Genomic DNA, 21,319 nt, shown 5'->3' on the forward strand with positions numbered 1-21,319 from the left:
CTTTTATGCCACTGCCCTGTGGCCGGCTGCTGCGTTGTCTAGGAGCCACTCACGGATTGAACGTATCCGTGCGGAACGGGTAAGCGGGTAACTCGGCTGCATTCACCAAATTGACGTTCGGCTTACCCGCAAAGCCGTAGCGGACGTAGAGTGGCTTCTTCAGTTTGGGAGAACTCAGCACGACCGTCTCACCTTTCAGCTCGGTTTCGGCTTTCGTCCATTGAGCGGAGTCATCCGCCAGCCAGAATGCCTTCGGCGCATTCCCGTCAAGCGTCTTGAGTCCTTCGGCATGAGCGAAGTGCACCACAAGTTGCGCGTCCTGAACCTTGACACGTTCCATCATTGGCCCCTGAGCTTCGATTTTCTGACCCATCGCTTCGCGGACGGCCAGCAGCGCCAGCCTCTGACCGACGGGCAATTTGTCCTTGGGGTGAATGTTTTTCACGTCACCCAAGTCGATGGTGTTGACCACGGAGGTATGCTGCAACTCCAACGCTTTGAGTTGTGATTCACGCATCCATGCCCAGGAGTGCGTGGTCGGATGTTCGGCTCCCATCTGCGGCCCCGTGCTCAACGGCTTGAAATAACCAGGCAGCATCACAACCAAAAAATGCATCTCTTCGTTGCCCCACCCTTTCCGGTAACGCGCGATCCATGCCTTGAGCGTATCCCCATACTTCAGCATGCCAGAGTTACGTGAAAACCAGGGCTCCTTTAACATCCCGAACATTGACTGCGTATTCCGCTCGCCTTGATACCAGACCAGCCCACGACAGGCATACGGCACCAGCGGGTGAATCATCGCGTTATAGAGAATATTCGATTGACGGCGCAGGAAGATATCATCGGTTCTACTCCACGGTTTCGGCCCCTCCACGATCGAAACGATCCGGTCACGCGTGGCGGTATCGGCATCAAATTCATCCATCATCGTTTTGAAATGCGGTACCGTCTGCGTCATGTCACGGGGCATCCACGCCTCGATCGATGAGCTACCCCAACAAGCCAGGATAATGCCCACCGGCACATCGCCCGCCTGTTCCAAAAAATAGGCGAATGAAAAAGCCACTGCGCTATTAGGATGTTTCTCAACCCATTGTCCCTCAAGACTATCCTGTGCCGTCATAGCCACCGTCCTGTTTACCTCGAAACAACGGATGTTCTTTGCACCAGGGATCAAGGCTTTGATGTTCGGTACCGCATCCACCGAAAACTGCATATTGGATTGGCCCGAACAGATCCACACTTCTCCGATGAGAACGTTTTGGAAGGAAACCTGAGACTTGGAACCTGAAACGCGAAGCACCTGCGGTTCCGCATTCGCGACCATGGAATCCAGCTGAACTTTCCATTGTCCACTGGTATTGGCGACAGACGACTTCTTCTGGCCGGCAAACTCCACCGTGACGGTTGTTCCGGCATTGGCAGTACCCCAAACCGGCACCCGCATATCCCGTTGCAACACCGCGTTGTCCGTAAACGGCGACGCCACAGTCAAATCGGCCAACGCCAACGCAGGCCATAGAACCACTGCCAATAACCATCCCCGGAACATTGCCATTCTGAAACGATTGTTCTTCATTTGGTGTCCATTTCTTTTCATTTTCAAAGTCTTCACGGATACCGGCCGCCGCTGACACACGCTCACTCGGCGGAGCCTCCGCCCGCGAATGACTTGCTCGGTAGAAAGCTATCAGTCTAGTCAGGTAGTTCTCGCAATGCTTGTTATACACCGCGGCCCCGAGAAACTCACAGGTGTTATTTAATGATGTGCCAGCGTTGGGGCGAGCGAGGGTGATTACGCCGCACTGGATAATCTGCGTTGGATAATCTGCGCGGGTGAATAGGTGTTGGTGAATAGGTGTTGGTGAACCGGCCTGGGGCGATTTTCTTGAAGCGTCTGGCGTCTTGCCGGCTGGGTAACCACCGAGGCATCGCGCGAGGTGACGCCATGATTACCGACGACTTCAAAGACACGCTCGTCGAACAACCGGCCATCGCCCTGTTCTCGGAACTCGGCTACGACTTGGCCAAAGGTTTCTAGGAAAAGCGTCTTCCAGCGATTCGCCCCAGGGACGGGAAGTAGAACGAGATGGCGGTTGCATCTATCATTAGCTTTCTGACGTTCTAATTGGCATCATAAAAATCGTTAATGGTTCGATTCAAGGCTAACCGTATGGCAACAATTTCTACGTTGAAGCATTTTGTGATGGCGGCGGTGGTTGGGTTGTTGCTGCAAAGCTCACTCGAAGGGCAACCTACTGAATCGATTAGCCCCGATGGGGTGTTGCGAGCCGAGTTGCCAAAGCCTCAATGGCGGGCGTCGTGGATCTGGATGCCCAACGGCGACGAGGCGGACATGTTGTTGGCACGCAAGGACTTCATGTTGGCGGACCAGCCCGAACAAGCAATGCTCTCGATTACGGCGAGTTCGCGATTCCAGTTATTCATTAATGGCAGCTATTTTTGTAACGGCCCCGCTCGCTGTGCTCCCCATCATCAATCGTTTGATGTTTTGGATGTGGCCACGCGTTTACGGAAAGGACGAAATGTTATCGCAGTTCGCGTGCATCACCAACGCGGCGCAGTCTCTTACTACGAGCCTTCACGCGCGGGGTTGCTCGTGCAACTCGATATATCAGAGGAAAAGTTAAATGTCGCTATGCAAACCGATGCCAGTTGGCGAGTCACTGCGGATAAGAGTTGGCTGAACTCGTCACCGCCAATGGCGAGGTTTCATCTCGAAGCTTGTGACCGCGTCGATCTGCGCCGCAGACTCGATGGATGGAATGAAGTGGGTTTCGATGACACGCTTTGGTCGAAAGCGAGAGTCCTTAAGCGAGAGTCGGGATGGCCATCGCCTCAGCCAAATGATCGCCCAACGCACTTGATTCCGCCATGGACATCACTCACGGCAAGGGACATTCCCTACTTGAGGGAAACCGTGGCTGAGCCACAGCGGATGCTGCCAATCATCAGTGTGCCGGATGTTCCGTCGCCGAAACATTTTGGTAGTGACACGTGGGACGACGCCCCATCGATTGGTCGTTTCACGGTACGTCCGCCAGAGAAGAACGGGACGCCGAGTGGCGTTTTAGAATCGCCATTAGCTGGTGCAATGAGTAGCACGCTGACGATTCCAGCAAATGCTTCGGGGGGAAGCCGTACGCTTATTTACGACTTTGGCGAAGTCCATAATGGCCGCCCCGTTTTGGATATTATGGCCCCCGCCGGAACCGTGGTCGACATCGTGTCAAGCCCTTATCTGTTTAACGATGTGTTTCCTGATCCGGTGGTTGCGTCCCGCTATGTGGATCGTGTCGTGCTATCGGGAAAACGCGAACAGTGGGAGTCGTTTTATGGGAAGCCGGTACGTTGGATGACGGTCATTTTTCGTCACCTCGATGGTGAGGCGAAACTGTTTGGCGTGAATGCGAGGGTTAGTGAGTATCCTTTTGACCAGAAGGGGGCTTTCCGAACACCGGAATTTCCACAATTGGAGGAGCTTTGGAACGCTTCGGCAAAGACGATTCGGGTTTGCACGACTGATGCTTATACTGATAACTATCGTGAGCGACGGCAATACGCTCAGACCAGCTACTACGCATGCTTGGGGAACTACCCGGTTTTCGCCGACAGTGCATTGCAACGTCGCTATTTGAAGCAAATTGCAGACGAACAATTGCCCAATGGAATGATGCCGGCCTACGCACCGCGCCATGGTGAGGACTTCATGGTGATTCTCGATTCGAATTGTTTTTGGCTCCGAGGTCTTCATCAATACTTGCTTTACACGGGTGACGAAGCGACCGTACAGGGATTGTTGCCCGCAGCACGCAAACTGCTTTCTCATCTGCAAAGCTTTGCTAACGCGGATGGACTGATCGATAGTCCGGCTTACGCCTATTGGTTGGACCATGCAATGAACGATCGGCGAGGTGCGAATTTCTGTTTGAACGGGCACTATTTGGCTGCGCTCGAGGATTTCGCCCAAGTGTTGCGATGGCTGGATATACCAAATGCCGAGAGCCCAAATGCCGAGAGCCCAAATGCTGAGAGCTACGAAGAACAGGCAAAACGGATGCGTGTTGCGCTGCGTGAACAGGCTTGGGACCCTGAAAAGCAACTCTTCGCTGATGCGATTGTTGATGGCGAACGGTCGGATCAGTTCAGTGAGCATGCCAATGCAATGGCGATGGCTCTGAGAATTGGAACTCCGAAACAAATCGAGGCGATCGCCTCGCAATTGAGCAAGGACGAGGACCACGATTTTATACACCGTGAATCGGGCATCGTGATGGTCACCCCGGCGATGTCCTACTTCCTGCACGCCGGTCTCTGTGAAGCCGGCTTTCTAGATCAATCAATGGAGCTGGCTTGGAGCCGATTTGCTCACATGCTAACGCCCGTGGCAAACGGAACGCTTTGGGAAGAGTGGTGGTTAGACGGTACAGGTCGGACGGGGCGTTTCCGCAAGATCAATTACGGACGCAGTGACGCACAGACCGAGAGTGCGTTTTTCCCCGCACTTTTCGCGCGGTACATACTCGGTATCGAGCCAATGCAGCCCGGGTTGCGAGACGTGGTGTTGCGCTACCATGCGTCGAGTCGCCTGCTTCACCGCCATGGCGTGATTCCGACACCCTCGGGACTTCTTGAAGTGAATTGGGATACGAGTTCAGCAGAGTTTCGCTTGACATTGGGTGTGCCTGCGGGGACGACGGCCCGAGTGGATCTGGCGAGTCTCGAACGGCCCCCTCACAATCGCATTTCATTGAATACAAGACCGGCATCGCATGATCAAATTAAAAACGGTTTTCTCATCCTGCCGCCAGGAAAGCACAACGTGATCGTCAAACGCCAGTGACTTTGTACGAGTGGAGCATCTCGGATGACGCGGTTGACGACTTTTTTTTGTTGCGATGCTAGACTTATCGCAGCGTGGACAAACCTCCGTGATCGAAACGAAGTGCGGTTCGCATCAGCATGCTCTCGCCATTTTTATTGTCGTTACTAGCCAACAAGGCCACCCGTGACTTTACAACGAATTGAAATTCCCGATTCAATAACCAGGATACCGATTTCCGATCGTGCCAACAAATTGATTGATGAGGCGAACGAACGAATCGAAGCATTTATGTTAGCGGATCAGTCGGTGATAGAGGACTTTGTGACTTGTGATTTTGACTTGTTAGATCAGTCACTGGGATGGATCCAGGAGCATCATTTGCCGAAAGGTGGGCGATTTTGCGAGCTGGGTAGCGGGTTTGGCGTCGCAGGATTGTTGGCGACGATTCGAGGAATCGAGTCGGTGGGCATTGAAATTGAATCGGCGTTGGTGGAACAAGCCCAACGTTTAGCAGACGACATGGGATTGGCCGCTAAGTTTTACTGTGGCAGCTTTGTTCCACGTGATGCGGTTGGGGCGTTGGACTTGGCGCCTAAGTTCAAACCCATTGATAGGCATGGATGTGATGTATACGAAGAGATGGGTTTGTCCATGCAAAAGTTTGATTTGTTCTTTGCGTTTCCTTGGCCGAATCAGCACAGTTTTTTTGAGGCGTTTTTTAAAAACGGTGCGGCCGATGGTTCGCTGTTGTTAACCTACCGAGGTCGAGAGGGGATGAATCTGGTTCGCAAAATTTGAAACGCGGCGTTCGTCGGCGTCTGACAGTGGGAACTGCGGTGACGGCGTTAGTGTCTGGCTGTTGCTTTCTCTTAATCGTGTATTCCGAACCATCGATGGAAGGATACATCGTAGATCGAACGCCGATTTTCAAAAATGCACCAAATGGAGTTGTGCACAGTTACGCCTTTCTGATTAACGCTCGATTGACAGTCAAGATCCCGGTAACGAAGTTCGGAGTCTCTATTTGCAGCAGAAAAGCGGGCCACACACGAGTGCCACGCACTTAAGCGATTTTCAATGTGAGCCGACGACGCTAGCTGCGGGTAGCGCAAGGGAATAGCGACAATCGGAACCCCCAGCTAGCGCCGGCGGTTCACTAAGTTCGTGCCATTCAGATGTGACTATTGTTTTTATCTTATGGAATATTTGATAGTACTATGAAGCACTTTCCTTTGTCACTAATCGTTGCTGCCCCCTTACTCGTTTTATTCCTATTGCCGGAGGCGGTCCGTGCGGTGGATCGGAGCCCAACAGTATCGATTGAAGTGGATGCTGCGTCTGACGAAGGCGAATTGCATCGGATTTGGAGATATTTTGGCGCCGACGAACCGAATTATGCGTACATGAAAGATGGCCGTAAACTCCTTGGGCAACTGGGTGAACTTGCACCCGGTGAAGTCTTTTTTCGGACGCATAACTTGATGAACACCGGGCCCGGGGCGCCAGCGCTCAAATGGGGAAGTACGGGTCTTTACAGTGAAGATGTCAACGGTAGTCCGGTATATGACTATCGAATCGTGGATCTGATTTTTGATACCTATATCGAAAACGGCGTGCGGCCCTATGTCCAATTGGGATTCATGCCGCAAGCAATGTCCACCACACCAGATCCGTACAAGCACCAGTGGCGACCGGGTATGCCGTACGACGAGGTCTTCACAGGCTGGGCTTATCCGCCAAAGGATTTTGAAAAGTGGGGTGAGCTTGTCTATCAATGGACGAAACATTGTGTTGAGCGGTATGGTCGCGAAGAAGTGGAGAGGTGGTGGTGGCAAACTTGGAACGAATCCAACATCGGGTACTGGCGCGGCACCGATGAGGAACTTCACAAGCTTCATGACTTCGCAATGGCGGGCGTACTGCGTGCGTTACCAACCGCACGAATCGGAGGACCTGACACGGCCGGTCATGGGGGCGACTTCACACGAAGCTTTTTTCGGCATTGTCTAGACGGCACGAACTATGCAACCGGCGAAAAAGGGACACGACTCGATTTTGTATCCTTTCACGCCAAGGGTTCACCAAGGTGGGTAGGTGACCATATTCGCATGGGTATTTCGAATCAGTTAAGAACGATTGATGCTGGTTTTGGGATTGTCGCTGAATTTCCTCAGCTGAGGAACACGCCGATCGTGATCGGAGAATCCGACCCAGAGGGATGTGCTGCTTGCCAAGGCGACCAGTTTTCCTATCGGAACGGTACCATGTATTCGAGTTACACGGCGGCTAGCTTTGCCCGCAAACATGACCTTGCAAAGAAACATGGCGTGAATCTGGAAGGGGCACTCACGTGGGCTTTCACGTTCGAGGACCAACCTTACTTTGCTGGTTTTCGTCAATTGGCCAGCAATGGACTGGCGATGCCCGTTCTAAATGTTTTTCGCATGATGAGCAAAATGAAGGGTCAGCGCATCACAGCAACAAGTTCACATGCGATCCCACTCGATGAGATTTTAAAGAAGGGAGTGCGTGAATCGGCCGACGTCGCTGCATTTTCAAGTCGAACGGACAAGCAAACAGCAATCATGATTTGGCACTATCACGATGATGACCTACGTGGCCCCAATGCGATCATCCACTTAAGCGTCAAGGGCATTCCAAACATCGTGAAGTTGGCCGAGGTGACGCATTATCGTGTCGACGAATTCCACAGTAATTCCTATGACGCATGGCGACGGATGGGATCGCCCGTCGCACCAGGGCGAAAGCAGTACGCAGAACTGGAATCCGCTTCCAATTTGGCGACGATTGGCAATCCTGTATCGATCGCAGTCAAGGACGGCGACACGGCCTTGTCGTTTGAATTGCCGAGACAAGGAGTTTCGCTTGTGCTTTTGGACTACAAATAAAACGCTGCTGGGAAGAACTCACTCTTAAGGTTGGGTCGAGCAGTAATCACGGTTAGGTTGCTGGAGAGCCCGTTGGCCGAGGAAGTTGTTTCATCGCGTCTGTTTGTCCTGGATCCGCACCGACCATGACTACGCAAAACGCCAGTAATGGTGTCTCATTTTCTAGAGGGAAAGATTACAGGGTTCGTCGGGTCGTCATGAACGGTTGCCATAATGTCACCCGGCTACCACTGTATTCCAGCCCTAAAGGAAGCGACCTTCGATTGGTCAATCACTCAATTATGTGTCAGGTCGACGCTCGGGCAACTTGTGTCGTCGAAATCATGCTTCACGATGGGAAAGTCGTCGCCGGGGAAGACGGGTCAGACGCATAAGCCGATTGCCAGCATCTGCGATAAGGCTGATCTTTCGTTGCCTCTACTTTCCCGGCACACGTTGGTTCTGCGTCTTTAAAGGGGCTCCATGAGCATCCAAACCGTGTTGATATGCAAGTTGCCATTTGTGCACCGGTCAGCCGTTAACCGGCTATGCAACCGGTTGCAGTTTGGTTCTCATCACAATCCTTCGATTCCTATCGTAGCTCCGAGCGATTAGTGAGAGCCCGGTGTTCAAGCTTGAAATGTTTGCTGAAATCCCAACGTCGAACGCATCGTAGGGACCAGAGGCATTTTGGGGCCATGATTTGCTGCTAGCCGCATCGCGCTCCACAATTTGCAGGGTTTTTAACCCATTTATCATCGCCCGCGCCCATTTTTTCATCACCGACGCCATGTCTTTGCCGCAGTTAGTTAAGGGCTGGCATGTTAAATCGGGTGGGTTATTGATCCAGCATCCATAGACTTCCGCCATTTTCCGTTAAGCGAGTTGATCGACAATTCCGAAATTGCCGAATTTACCATTGTTTCCAGGAATACCGTAAAAGTGGGTTGACGAGGCAAAAGCGCCCATTAAAATGGTGTGCAACCGGTTTCAAGTTGCGGTTGCCTAATTGACGTCATTGTCGGTAATACCATCTGACGAAAGGGCAGACTGCATTCACTCGCACTATTTAGGAATACTTCTATGAGGACGCGAAGAGTTTCGATCGCCGCGTGCGCGATCATGGTTTCTTTACTCAGTTTCACCACGGCGAAAGCCGCGGTGACGGTGACGGTCGACCCTGGTGCCGCTTGGCAAGGGTTTATGAATGTGTCTGAACTGGATAACACACCTGTGTTCAGTTCAGGCTGGGGAGTACCGGATCTCAATGCCACTTTTAACGTCGACACATTAGTGCTGTCCCCAAACACGATTGGCGACCCCGATCCGTTTTGGTACATTGGTGGCGGTGCACCAGGGAATCCTGGTAACAAGATCATGGATGCTAATTTGTTTGTTCAAGTAGACGATACGTTCGCTGGCGAGACCGTTACATTTGAAGGTGTGGTTGAAGCAAACACGTTTACGACGGCTCATCAAGCAAGTATCTTCATTCGCGACTTCGCTCCTGATTTCTCCTCGTTCACGGATACGACAATTCCTTTGACACTAGGTGCGTTCAGCATCGATTTGGCAGCGGATCCAGGTGTCGGACGTCACGTTCAGTACGGATTCAATGTTGTTGGCGAGAACGTTTGGGTGACGGATACGGCGCCGTTTGGCAGCGCGACTATCTCGGTCCCGAGTGCCGTTCCTGAACCAGGTAGCTTAGGTTTTCTTGCCTTGGCAGCAGTTGGCCTGGTAACGCGGCGTCGCCGTAGTTAGAACGACTGCGATTGTCATTCGAATCCGCAGAACGTCTGCAAAATACAAAAGGCAGCCATAGAATTGGCTGCCTTTTGCCGTTTTTGGATCGGTGACGTGGTATCGCACCATCTTTCAAGTACTTAGTCATCAGTCGGAGTTGAACCCTATGACCAAGCTTCCTTTGTGTTTCATGTTGCTGGCGTGTTCGCTGTTTGTGGTCACACCGTTAGCTTCTGCACAACCTCCGACGCGTTCAGGCTATGACGTTTCATGGTTCGACGAGTTCGATTCGAGTTCGCTCAATACTTCGCTGTGGACAGCAGCCAACACAAACGTCACCACGAACAACTCATTGCAGGACTACTTGCCGGAACAGGTGAGTGTCACGGGCGGAAACCTGACGATCACGTCGGAGAATGTTGCCTCCCGTGGTCTGCCGCACAAAAGTGGACTAGTCACCAGTACCGCGTTACAAAAGCATGGTCGTTGGGATGTTCGGGCGAAACTTCCGACTTCCAAGGGCATGTGGCCGGCGATCTGGTTGCTAGCCGATGCGCCGTGGCCAAGCCAAGGCGAAATCGACATCATGGAGAATCGCGGCGACCAGCCGAATCTAACCAGCAGCGCATTCCACTATGGAACCAATCCGCCGTTCGAACACAATTTCCGGTACGCTGAGCAGACTGCCGTCCACGACGGAGCGGATGCTGACTATCACGACAGCTTCCATACATACTCCGTCGAGTGGGATCCAAACCAAATTCGATTTTATGTTGACGATGTTCACCATTGGTCGCTTAGGGATAGCGATGTCGGCGGCTTTCTGACCAACGACGTTGGCGATATGCGTCTGATTATCAACACGGCGGTAGGTGGCGATTTCTTGGACAACCCCGATGCGTCGACGGTGTGGTCACAGAAATTGGAAGTGGATTATGTGCATGCCTACACAAAATCTTCGACGGGACCAATTCTGAGTTTCGAAAACGGAGGTTTTGAAGAGCAGGGTGGTTCGTTAGCTCAGTGGTCCAAGTTTGGCGATGCGATCAACAATGTGAGCTCAGGAAACGAGCGAATTGAGTTGGGCGACGAGGCGCTAAAGCTATTCGGTCAGTTCAACGGCGAGACAAACTACTCAGGCATCGAGCAAGGTATCTCGGTCAAAGCTGGCGATGAGTTACTGGCTTCGGCGGACGCCTTCATCGCCTCGATTGATTCGATTACAGGATCGGGCAATCAGGTTGAATTGAAGATTGACTACTACAGTGAACTCTATGGCCAATTTGGTTCGAGCGACTACATCAGCACCGACTCGATTGTGTTGGCCGATGGAGGTTCACTCAATGACAGTTGGCTCAATAGACAACTCAGTTCGTTCGCGCCAGCTAACGCCGTCGAAGCGCGGCTAGCGATCGTGTTCACGCAACAAGGCAACGCCGGCGGCGCTGTCTATATCGACAACGCGTCTTTCTCAGTGGTTGCCGTTCCTGAGCCATCAAGCTCGGTGTTGTTTCTACTTACCGGAATCGTTGTTGGCGTCCGGCGAAAACGCAAGTCGACAAACTAGAATGGCGAACTTGCGTCGGATCGACGTGATTGTATCGGGAACAAGGTATCAATTGTGATTTGGGTTGTTCTTGGCCCAATAGATCTCGTCCAATTCCATTCGTACGCTCTGCAATTCAAAATCGGGTGACGTCAGTGGCGGTCCATGCTCGATGACGAAACTGCGAATCAGATCCGTTTGGTGTGCCAATTGACAATCAATCTCTTCATGGAGCGGCGTTACGCGATCAAATACCGGTTGATTGAGTATGTAACTATGCATGCATGTGATTTCGTTCGGAGCACAACGCAACAAATTTTTGTTGACGACTCCCTCGGGATACTTTGCGCTGCCAAGGTTTTCGTTGAAGTACGAAAGGTGGCAAATGTCCCATTCCACCTCGTCGGGGAAATCAATGTCTGCCAGATATGAAAAGAAATGGGGTGAGATGATCGCGTCGTCTTCAAAAACAATGATCGGCAATTCAGACGGATCCAACTTCATCAGATCGAGATGAGAGAGAGCGCAAGCGGCGGTTCCCCACATGTGTTGCAGGTCGGATTTCCATCTTCCTTTGAGTACCGGCGGCAGCCCACGGCCCTGAAAATCTTCGCCCTGCGGAGTTCGAGCTTGGAAAATTTCGACATTTCGAAAGCCAGCCAGTTCAAGATGCTTTTCGATTCGTCGCATCCGCTCGCGAGCCCGATCATCGAGGGTGCTGATCACGACCGTTCGGGTTTCTTCGTTGATGTTCTTCAAAGATCGACTTTCGATTCCTATGGAAGTGACCGATGCGGATAGGCAGGTCGATAACGATGTCCATATCGATGAACTAACGCACGATGGCCAATTGTGCTAATGACCGCGCGTTGCCATGGGCGATATGGATCGGCATCCCGCTACGGCAAGTGACTCGTCCATTGGGCATCACGCTAACTTCGCCAACAGGGCGATCGTGGACGCAATAGTTCCAACTTTCGGGTATCTCTTTCCAACGTTTTGGATCGCTATGGCAATAAAGATTGAATGCAGATTGATCACCCCAATCGGTGGTGCCACGGAGTTCGGCTGAATTGCGAAGACGGTCGGCTTCCTTAAAATAGCGGTGCATTGCTCCGGCAGTGCCGGCACTGAAGCCGCTGTTAAGAAACGGCCGCGTCGAAAATAATTCAAATGCACGTTGACGCATGGCAGGATTCTGAATGGTGCGGGTCCAACCGACGACCGCCATATTGTGAGGATAACCGAGTGGTTCGCGAACGCCGAAAATTTTGTCTGGATGATCCTGGGTCATTTTCCAGAGCGGATCGAGGCTCGCTTGAATGATCACATCGCTGGCATCCCAATAGGCGACCGGCAGTTGTGGATCAAGTGTTTCGGTGATTTCAGCAAAATCGGTCAACCGACGCACCGGTGGCATCTGACCGTTCGCCACCTTATGAATGAAACGAACGCCACGACACGAGGCCACCAATCGACTTTCGCTCGGATACAGGCCATAGCCAACTGCAATGACCTCTTGTTCGTTACCGGACGCTCGCATCATGCGAAGAAAGACATCCCGAAAGCGATTGACATCGCGTCGATTGAAAGCGACCAGCACCTTTGCGTCGCTACTAAGCGAAGGACAACTCACCGAATTAGATTCGGGCGAATTGGATTCGGATGACGCGATTTCGCAATGGTCTTCATCGCGGTGGGCTGCTAAGTGTGATGCCGTTGCGCCCGCCAAATATTCGATTCGCGATCCAGTTCGTCGAATATCTTCGCAGCAGCAAAGACACTCGCATTTGCTCGTTTCCCACCGAAAGGCGATACGTTGGAGCACCGATCGGCGAAAAAGTGTAGCCCCCATCGAAACGTGGGGAGAAGTCCCGTGTCGAGCGGCCTCCCCTAAATAGTCGGCCCCGAAGGCAGAAAATTCAGGACGCGAAGCGAGGGCATGGTGAAGCCGCGCGATGCAATCAGGGCCTAGTGCGACATCATCATCAACAAACATCAACCAAGGGCTTGTCCCCAATCCAATCGCCTCGTTCCGTGCACGCGTGATGGTCGCGATCCGATGCGGATCGTCCGCCGATGGAGTGCCGACGACGCGATGCAGTTGGATACGCACACCTCGTTGCTGACGAAGCGCGTCGAGTACGGGCGCAGGTAAGTCGTTGTCGTCACGTGTCAGGATAACGACATCGATGATGGGGACATCGAATCTCACGGCATCGTTCCCTTGGAAAGAAACCTTAATGACAACCTGCCACTCGGCCGGATGGATTCATGTTGTAGTGGTCGACGCTGCGGTCATCCGGTAGTGGCGGATAGTATTGGGCACTCTCGGCGGCTGTCAAACCGGCCTCGAGTTCAAGAATCGATTGCGCGTGCTCTCGAACGTAGATGATTCCGCTGCAGATGCTTTTGCCCAGCAAGTCGTAGACCTTGTTGGCAAGGGCCTCGCCCGCAAACCAAGCCCCATCTTCAAGATCGACATGTTTGGGATTGCATGGGATGAAAAGCGACGTCACATCTTCGGCAAAAAACGTTCGCTTAATCACCAGCTTTGGTGAAAGTCGCTGAGAGACAGTAATGAAAATTTGTCCATGGAGTTTCTCGGGGCGACTGAAAGAGACCTCCGCTACATCGGGAAATCGCGGTGGGATTGATACAGTCCCTGACAAGTACATTGCTCGTAATTGTTGATCATTCTTAGTCACGTTGTCGTCCTATATGGTCGGATGCAAATCGAAACCCCTATGTATAGAATACGTTAACCCCCCGCTGGATGAAGTGCAAGCTTTTCGGATCAACAATGGTCTTTTAGAAGAAGATTGAAGGGCGCGGACGACAAATTGGGGAGTGGAAATTATTGAAACGTTGACTCGCAAACACTCAATTAACTCAACGGAAACGAATCGAATGCAATCTTACAAACTTGCTTTTACTGCGGTTACGATCGTCTTTTTCTTTTCCGCGGGTAGTTCATTCGGACAAGGTGCTCGGCTCAGTCCGCCCGAGATTTATCAGGCGATTCCTACGCGATTTGATCGCATTGACGATTTAGAAACCGATAATGCGGGGTTTGAAAATCCATCGGCTTCCGAGCAGGCAACTGTCACACCACAAACGGACGTCGAGGACCAAGAACAGGCGGATTGGCCAGAGCTTTCAAGTGGCATTGCAAGAAGCATGGCACCCGGGATCGATCAACGATTCGGGTTAGCATCCGACATCGACTTGCCGAGCAAGTTTGACTTGACAGCTTACTTGCCGACACCGGGCAAACAGGGACGCAACGATTGTGTCGCATGGGCGATTGCCTATTCCGCGTATTCGTGCCAGATCGGACAAGAACGTCGCAAGAAGCCGAGCGACCCCAGTGACCTATTTAGCCCTGCGTTCATTTTCAACCAGCTCAGCGTCAATGGTAATCCGCTTTACGCGACCCAAGCCATTGATTTCGTCAAGCAAAACGGTTGTGCGACCAAAGCCACCATGAGTTCTGAAGACACAACACCCAACGCACGTGCACTCGTGGAAGGAAAGACGTTTCGGATGCAAAGAAATGAAAAAGCGAACACGCTTCATGAGATTGAGACGTACATTCACGAAGGCTATCCGGTCATCTTGATCGTTCGAATGGGAGGTGATTTCCGGTCCGACACGTCGAACGATTCCCCTTATGATTGGCGGCAGGAAAGCGACCGAAGGGATGGCTACCATGCAATAACAGCAGTCGGATACGACGACAGCAAACAAGCCGTCTTGGTGATGAATTCTTGGGGAACACAATGGAAAGACGATGGGTTTTGTTGGGTGTCGTATGACAACTTTGATCCGATCGGTGGCCAGAGTTGGTGCGCCGAAGCGCATGTGGTCGGCGTCAAAACTTTCGCGCCCATCAATGTATCCATGCAGAGCAGTGGGCGAACGCGAAATTTCAATCGGCGCTCCAGTCGATTTCAAAGACGACTGTTTCAACTCGCTGCTGATCGTCGGGTCTACGAAGGCGGAAAAGCGATCTCTCCCAATGACTGGGTGTTCGATGATATCGCGTGCAACAAAGATTCACTGTTTGCACTCGGTCGGTACCAAACGGTCTTTCGTATGAATGAGGACCTCAGTGGACGAAGTTGGACTCACCTCAATCATGGGAAGATGGCGAACAAAAAAGTAACCATGTTGGCAGGTGATCGGACAACGGATCTATTGGCCCTCACCGGTAGCAATGAATTGTTCCATTACGTCGCGCGTAGTGGCAATTGGGAGCCGGTGCAAATATCGGAAACCGAACGCTCACCGGTTGATTTGCGGCTAGTGAACGGGAAAATTCGCGTCACGACGTCGGATGGATCGGTTTTCGTACATGATCGGGATAGCGATTGGTCACTAGCGCCGTAGTCCTGCGGGAACGCGACATGACGTTTATTTCTCGCGAAAGTCCCAGCAATTGTCACACTGAAAGGGACTTCGGGCGAAACCCAATTTGTGTGTTATGGTTCCCGCGGTTCAGAGTCCAGCGGCGTTATGCGGGCGGCGGGCGTTATGCGGGCGGCGGGCATTGTACGGGCCACTCGAAGCCCCATGTACAGGTGATGTGCGACGGTCCGCGATTCTTCGCGTTTCGCGCTGCGTAACGTGGTTGGGACGTAAAAGACCGCGCTACCTCGTAGGATGTTGACATCCGACCGCGAACGGCTTGAACCGATACGGTCGTCCAACACAACCGGTTGGGAAAAGTTCCTCGGAGGAGACACTTCACACCATTCCATCACGTTTCCAAGTGCATCGAACAGTCCGAACCCATTGGGCAATAGTTGCCCGGTCGGATGGAAACTCACTTGTGAATTGATGGTGGAACTTTCGGTCGTCCACGCATACTTGGGCAGCAATTCGGATGCGTTTCCGAAAGGCCGTGGCGTGGTGGTCAACGCGCGGCAACAGTACTCCCATTCCGCTTCGGTAGGGAGTCGATATCCGGTTCGCTCTAAAAAATTGTCCGGAAGTGTAAAAGTATCCGAGGCATCAAGTTCCGCACGCATCTGATCAATCGGTGGGTAACACATTTGGTCCTCGGGAATCCCTTCTTGTTCACTCAACCAACGACAATAGTTCATGGCGTCGTACCAGTTTACTGCGGTTACCGGGCAGTCCTTGCTTGGCGTATATTCCGTCGCATACAACGCTGCCGGATTGAATCTTTGAAACTGTTCAACGGTGATTTCGGTTGAACCGATCGCGAAGCTTCGAGGGATGCGTAAATTCACAGAAACTTCCTTGTCGTGATCTCGAAACGCTTCGTGTCCAGGCGAGCCCATTCGGAATTCAACCGGTCCATCGATGGCGACCATCGTTTGTCCCTGGCCATTGCGAAACCATGTGGGATTACTTGTCGTGGAAACTTTGGAATGCGAAGGGGACACCGGCGAAGGGACGACCGGCGATGGGGCGTTTTCGATTTCGGCATGGATTGCGGGCCAATTCCATTGTCGGCACAGGTAACCGCAAATCGAATGGATCGCAGCCGACGGGTCGCTGATACCCCAAACTCGGATTTTCTCACGCATTCGGAGCAACGCTTCGGGCGATAGTTGTTCCGGCCGATATCGGGAAAGGGCAGCGATGATTGCAAACCGTCGCGATTCACTTGGATCAATCATCATTCGATCAAAGAGCCGATTTGGATCGGCGCCAAGCGGCGCCAAACGGTCAATCAAGAAAGACCGCAATCGACAATCAGGCTGACTACCTAAAAACGGCCAAAGATTCTCCGAAGAACCTAGTCGTAACATCGCGATCAGCGCATTGGCTTGCCGACTCGCAACTTCATCTTTAGCATCATCCGAGACGATTGGTCGGTGCCAAACGGATGAAACGACTAGATGGTCTGCGTGCTCATCGAGCACGACGGAGATGCTTACGGGGCGAAAGTCTTGATCAATGAAATCCTGGCATTTTCCAAGGTGCTGTTGGGGATCAACCCGGGTCAGCGATTTTGACTCCATCTTGCCACCGTTCCACCAAACAGCGGCATAGCTGATATCCTGCTCATCGAATTCACCGGCGGCATTCATACGCACATCCGTTTGATGCCACCCGTCCAGCACTCGCGATTCATAGCCAAACTGCGAGTGGTTCCAAGCGTCGTCGCATCGCGGGTGTGCTACGGTTCGCCATCGAACCGAACTGTAACGGTCGACTCCGTCCGAATGACGCAACTTCATGTTTGATTTAGGCACATAGCCACCGTCGACAAGCGGTCCCCATCCTTCTTCTTGATGTTCCTCTTCGGTCAAACCAACGTAGATTCGCGAGTCAATCATCGATTCGAGGGCCTCGGTCCATAGAACACCGTATTCAATTTCATCACCGTTAATGTCAGGCTGCGGAAAGACAGTAAAATCCATCGGATAGAGACCTCGCTCTTTCATCCGATCTTGGGTGTCGGTAACTTCCTCACGATCGCGGTGACGCGTGAATTCCCAATCCAATTTGTCTCGCATCCATATCGCTGCAACGTAGCTTTTATCAGCGAACTGGTACGCACGGACACAGCCGGGGCGGTAGCCAAACGGTTCCAGCTGTTGGGCGACTTCTTGAAACTGATCGAGCGGCAATCGTTGGCAGAAAACAAAGCTGGCAGTTGCAATTCCTTCAAAGCTCTCAATGTCTGAGCGTGTGGCCGCGTCGATTTCCATCGCAGTCTGTTGATCCGCAATGGCAAGCTCGGGCCACTTCGATGACGCTACCATTGTCAATTCTTCTTCGAGCCTGCTAATCATCGACTTAGGATCCGACTCGGCCACCGGCAGCAACAATTCGAATTGAGCCGGTACCGCAGTGCTCAGCAAATCTTTCAACTCGGGATCGGTAGGTTTAAGGCATTTTGACAGAATAATCGCGGCGTTTAGTCTAACGTCATCTCGTTCGGGTTCACCGAAGTAGCCCTGGACGGGCTTGGATAAGTAACCTGCAATGTTCGCGATTCCAGGTGCTAATTCGACGACTAAAGTGGTGCGTTGGTTTACGATCGTGTGTGAGAGTCGTTCGACCTGTTCAAGCCAATGCGGGTTCCCGGGATCGAGTTGAGCCAAAGCGAACGCAGCCTTCAACCAATGAGCCTCGTGGACCTCTTCGGACTGCACAATGTCCCAAAGCCGCATTGTCGACTCATCAAGTCGCAACCGCAGTCGCTCGCAAATCAACAGGATTTGATCTATATCTGCATGAACCAACGAATCAACGAGTGGCTGAGTTTGATCGGGATCACTGTCGACTAACGCCAAGCGAGCGGCAAGAATCTCGTCCGTGGACCGATTCGGGTCGCCGATGACGGATCGTATTTCGGGTGCCGCCTGCTGTGCCATGGGTCGCAAAATCTCGATCGACTCAAGCACGTGATCCGTATCGGCTGCCAACAGCCGTTGCACGCTCATTTGTATTTCTTGCTTAGCTAGGTGCTGGCGTATTTGTTGGTTGGACCAAAACACGGCCCAACCGATCAACATCGCTATCACTGCCATGAACGCCCACCGCGTACCATGATAACGTGTCGCCGCCTTTACTAGCTCTTGTTCGTCCGCAGTGCGGCCCGACGCGCTCGTTAGTGCCAAGAATCTCAAGTGCTCTAAACCACTCGGCAGGAAACGACTTTCCCGCTTGCGCCGCCAATATTGTGTCAACTCCTGAAGCCGCAGCTTCGCACGTCCTCGCCGCGTTTGTCGATCACTACGGGTCAACCACTCACGCAACGGCGGAACCAAGAAATCGTGCGTCAATTGGTAAGACCGTGATGAATTCCCGCCGTTACCTTCGTTACCGTCGTTACCGTCGTTACCGTCGATGGCAACGGTAGGCGTGATCATCCGCAATTCTTTATCAAGAGCATCAACCAATTCATCAAATTCGCGCTGATTCAATTTCGATACTTCCCGCAGCCGGGAAACATCTTTCATCTGGCCTTTGATATTGGTGCCGACTTCCGGCAGAAGTTCTCCCAAAACGGCCCGAGCTGGCACTTGCATCGAACGATGATGGGGCGAGGCGACCGAATCATTGAACGTTGCGTCGAGAAAGTTGATGTCGACGCCCTCCGATCCACTGAATTCGGAAAGCGTTTTGAGGTTCCATTCACGTCCTTTTAGCATTTGTGCAAGGACGACCAAGTGAATGGAAATCACTTTGCCATCCTCTTGCACCGAGTCGACTAAACCCCGCACAAACTCACTTTGCTCATTGGTCATCTCACTCGGGTCGTCCGGCAAACAACCGTACGCGCGGCCAAATTCAGTCAACACGTAACGGGCGTGGCGAAGTTCAAATCGATCCACCGCTGTGCTGTTGATGTCTTGAACCAACCGAATATCAAGTTCGTGAAAAAAACGCGTTGCAGGCATCCAGAAGTCGTCGCGGATCAACACAATGGATTGCAAATGGATGCCATCGCATTGGCGGATTGCGTTGAGCAGTTCGGTGTCATCGATGATGGAGTGGGAATGAAGCCATTGTTCGAATTGATCCAAGATGACGACGACTTTCTTGCCTCCCAGCACTCCGCCTTTGCGAATCGCAGCCATGACCTCGGTAAGCGATTTCGGCTGTTCTTGGTTTTCCAGCAGTGGTGTCAGCAAGTTCAACATGCGTGACTCCGTATTTTTGGCATCCGATTCCACGTAGATCACATGAACCGAATCATCCAATAAGGGCACCAATCCTGCACGGATCAAAGAGGATTTTCCGGAACCTGATGATCCATACAGCAGACCAACACGAAACGACTCGTCGAGCTTGCGAGACTCGATCCGAATCTTCAGGCGGCGGATAATCTCAGGAATCCCGTGTGCGTCTCGAGTCCCCGGAACCAACTTCAAAAAGAAATTCTGATCGTGTTCATCAAAGGCACGCAACCCTTTGGGGATCACCGGCGCGTCGTTCAACAATCGGTTACGTGTGGGATGCTTCTCCAGCCCCGAAGCCCCCGAAACTGAGAAATCCATACTTTCGTCAGCTACCCCTTTGCGTTCCGCGAATCGGCGAAGATCATTCGCCATGTCGCTGCCGAGAAAGTAACGATCGGATAGTCGCTGCGCGAGTGCCTTCATGCAGATGCGTTCCAATTCAACGTCGATGTTGGGATCGAGTTGGCGCAGCGGTCGCGGTTCGGCACGAACGATGTTCTGAAGCAATTGTTGACTCGAACTGCCCGTGAAAGGACGTTTACCCAATAGCAATTCGTATAGAACGATGCCCAATGCGAAGATGTCGGCACGCCCGTCCACCAAATGACCTTCGCCACGAGCTTGCTCAGGACTCATGTACGAATAGGTTCCGACTAGCATTTTGCGTTCGGATTGGCGGATGACATCGTCATCTCGAATTGCGAGTCCAAAATCGGCCAGCCAAGATCGATTATTTTTTTCGATCAAGATGTTACTTGGCTTGACGTCGCGATGCACGATTCCTTTTTCATGTGCGTGCTGTAGTGCTTCGGCCATGTCGCGAATCCATGCAACGCTCTGCTCGATAGACGGGTTGCTCCGCTGTAGTCGTTCTCTTAGGTCATTGCCTTCAATGAACTTAGACACAACGTAAAACGGAAATTGGTCCGTCGATCCGACATCGTAAACGGGAACGATATTCGGATGGTCGAGCATCGCGACCACCCGAGCTTCCGCGTTCCACTTGGAAGGGTCAGCACGATCGGACGGCAATCGGTGAAGGACTTTGATCGCAACTTCACGGGCGAGCGAGTCGTCTATGGCCCGGAAAACCGTCCCAAATCCGCCTTCTCCTATCGCTCCCAAAACTCGATAACGACCGATCGTTTTCGGAAGCGGAAGCGCTTTGCGTGATTCACGATCATCGGGTGTGAAATCAGCGCACTTCGTACTTTCGTTGACATCCGACACAGAGCACTGTCCCTTATTTGGCCTTAAAGACGATAAACGCGTGTTCGTACGTGAGTGTACTCTGCGTTCGCGAGGGCTGAAAGCGAGACAAATCGACAGGTTTTGGACCGATGATCGCGACCGTCAAAAGAAGAGAGAACAGGGTTGGCGGATTTTTTTTGTTGTGATGTTAGCCTACAACGTTTCGTCTATTGGGGCGTCTCGAGAGTTCGGCGGGGCGGTTTTGATTTGGTTTTTACGCGAAAATCGCGTCTGACGTGGTGATACAGAGTCCGCAAAGGCAGCTCTCAGCCAATCCGATCAGCGAAAGCGGATCTGCACCACGAAGGATCCCACCGCAGTGCATCGAATGAAAAAAGCACCCAAACCAACGCGTAATTTAACGTGGGTG

The 21,319-nt window shown here is 52.3% G+C and carries 11 protein-coding genes; 6 read left to right on the plus strand and 5 right to left on the minus strand.

Annotation, left to right across the window (positions count from 1 at the left end; translation table 11 throughout):
• Positions 1-49 precede the first annotated feature (49 nt).
• Positions 50-1,507 carry a sialate O-acetylesterase gene (locus CA13_RS01180; protein ID WP_419193802.1) on the minus strand — a complete coding sequence of 486 codons (1,458 nt, stop codon included), beginning with the start codon at positions 1,505-1,507 and terminating at the stop codon, positions 50-52.
• Positions 1,508-2,176: 669 nt separating this feature from the next.
• Between CA13_RS01180 and CA13_RS01185 the strand changes: the two genes are divergently transcribed.
• From CA13_RS01185 to CA13_RS01205, 5 genes are all read left to right on the plus strand, one after another.
• Positions 2,177-4,867: an alpha-L-rhamnosidase-related protein gene (locus tag CA13_RS01185; RefSeq protein ID WP_419193803.1), complete on the plus strand. Its 2,691-nt coding sequence runs from the start codon at positions 2,177-2,179 to the stop codon at positions 4,865-4,867.
• Between the two features lie 165 nt (positions 4,868-5,032).
• Positions 5,033-5,647 (plus strand): class I SAM-dependent methyltransferase, encoded by a 615-nt coding sequence (locus CA13_RS01190; RefSeq protein ID WP_146394035.1) that lies wholly within the window; start codon positions 5,033-5,035, stop codon positions 5,645-5,647.
• Between the two features lie 419 nt (positions 5,648-6,066).
• Positions 6,067-7,758, plus strand: a complete 1,692-nt coding sequence (locus CA13_RS01195; protein WP_146394037.1) for a GH39 family glycosyl hydrolase — start codon at positions 6,067-6,069, stop codon at positions 7,756-7,758.
• Between the two features lie 1,062 nt (positions 7,759-8,820).
• Positions 8,821-9,501, plus strand: coding sequence for a PEP-CTERM sorting domain-containing protein (locus tag CA13_RS01200; RefSeq protein ID WP_146394039.1), 681 nt, complete (start codon positions 8,821-8,823; stop codon positions 9,499-9,501).
• Between the two features lie 148 nt (positions 9,502-9,649).
• Positions 9,650-11,050: a family 16 glycosylhydrolase gene (locus CA13_RS01205; RefSeq protein ID WP_146394041.1), complete on the plus strand. Its 1,401-nt coding sequence runs from the start codon at positions 9,650-9,652 to the stop codon at positions 11,048-11,050.
• 48 nt (positions 11,051-11,098) lie between these two features.
• Here CA13_RS01205 and CA13_RS01210 read toward each other — a convergent pair whose 3' ends face one another.
• The 3 genes from CA13_RS01210 to CA13_RS01220 all read right to left on the minus strand — a co-directional run bounded on the left by CA13_RS01210 (position 11,099) and on the right by CA13_RS01220 (position 13,737).
• Positions 11,099-11,788 carry a glycosyltransferase family 25 protein gene (locus CA13_RS01210; protein ID WP_146394043.1) on the minus strand — a complete coding sequence of 230 codons (690 nt, stop codon included), beginning with the start codon at positions 11,786-11,788 and terminating at the stop codon, positions 11,099-11,101.
• 73 nt (positions 11,789-11,861) lie between these two features.
• Entirely contained in the window at positions 11,862-13,244 is a 1,383-nt protein-coding gene (locus tag CA13_RS01215; protein WP_146394045.1) for a glycosyltransferase family 2 protein, read from the minus strand.
• A 25-nt stretch (positions 13,245-13,269) separates the two neighbouring features.
• Complete coding sequence (locus CA13_RS01220) at positions 13,270-13,737, minus strand: hypothetical protein (RefSeq protein WP_146394047.1); 468 nt, start codon at positions 13,735-13,737, stop codon at positions 13,270-13,272.
• A 202-nt stretch (positions 13,738-13,939) separates the two neighbouring features.
• On the opposite strand from CA13_RS01220, the gene CA13_RS01225 reads away from it, so the two are divergent.
• On the plus strand, positions 13,940-15,421 hold the full coding sequence (locus tag CA13_RS01225) for a C1 family peptidase (protein ID WP_146394048.1): 1,482 nt from the start codon (positions 13,940-13,942) through the stop codon (positions 15,419-15,421).
• Between the two features lie 92 nt (positions 15,422-15,513).
• Here the strand turns inward: CA13_RS01225 and CA13_RS01230 are convergent, their stop codons facing one another.
• Positions 15,514-20,928, minus strand: coding sequence for a bifunctional serine/threonine-protein kinase/formylglycine-generating enzyme family protein (locus CA13_RS01230; protein WP_419193804.1), 5,415 nt, complete (start codon positions 20,926-20,928; stop codon positions 15,514-15,516).
• Positions 20,929-21,319: the final 391 nt, after the last annotated feature.

The sequence above is a fragment of the Novipirellula herctigrandis genome, assembly GCA_007859835.1.
Taxonomy (GTDB): Bacteria; Planctomycetota; Planctomycetia; order Pirellulales; family Pirellulaceae; genus Novipirellula_A; species Novipirellula_A herctigrandis.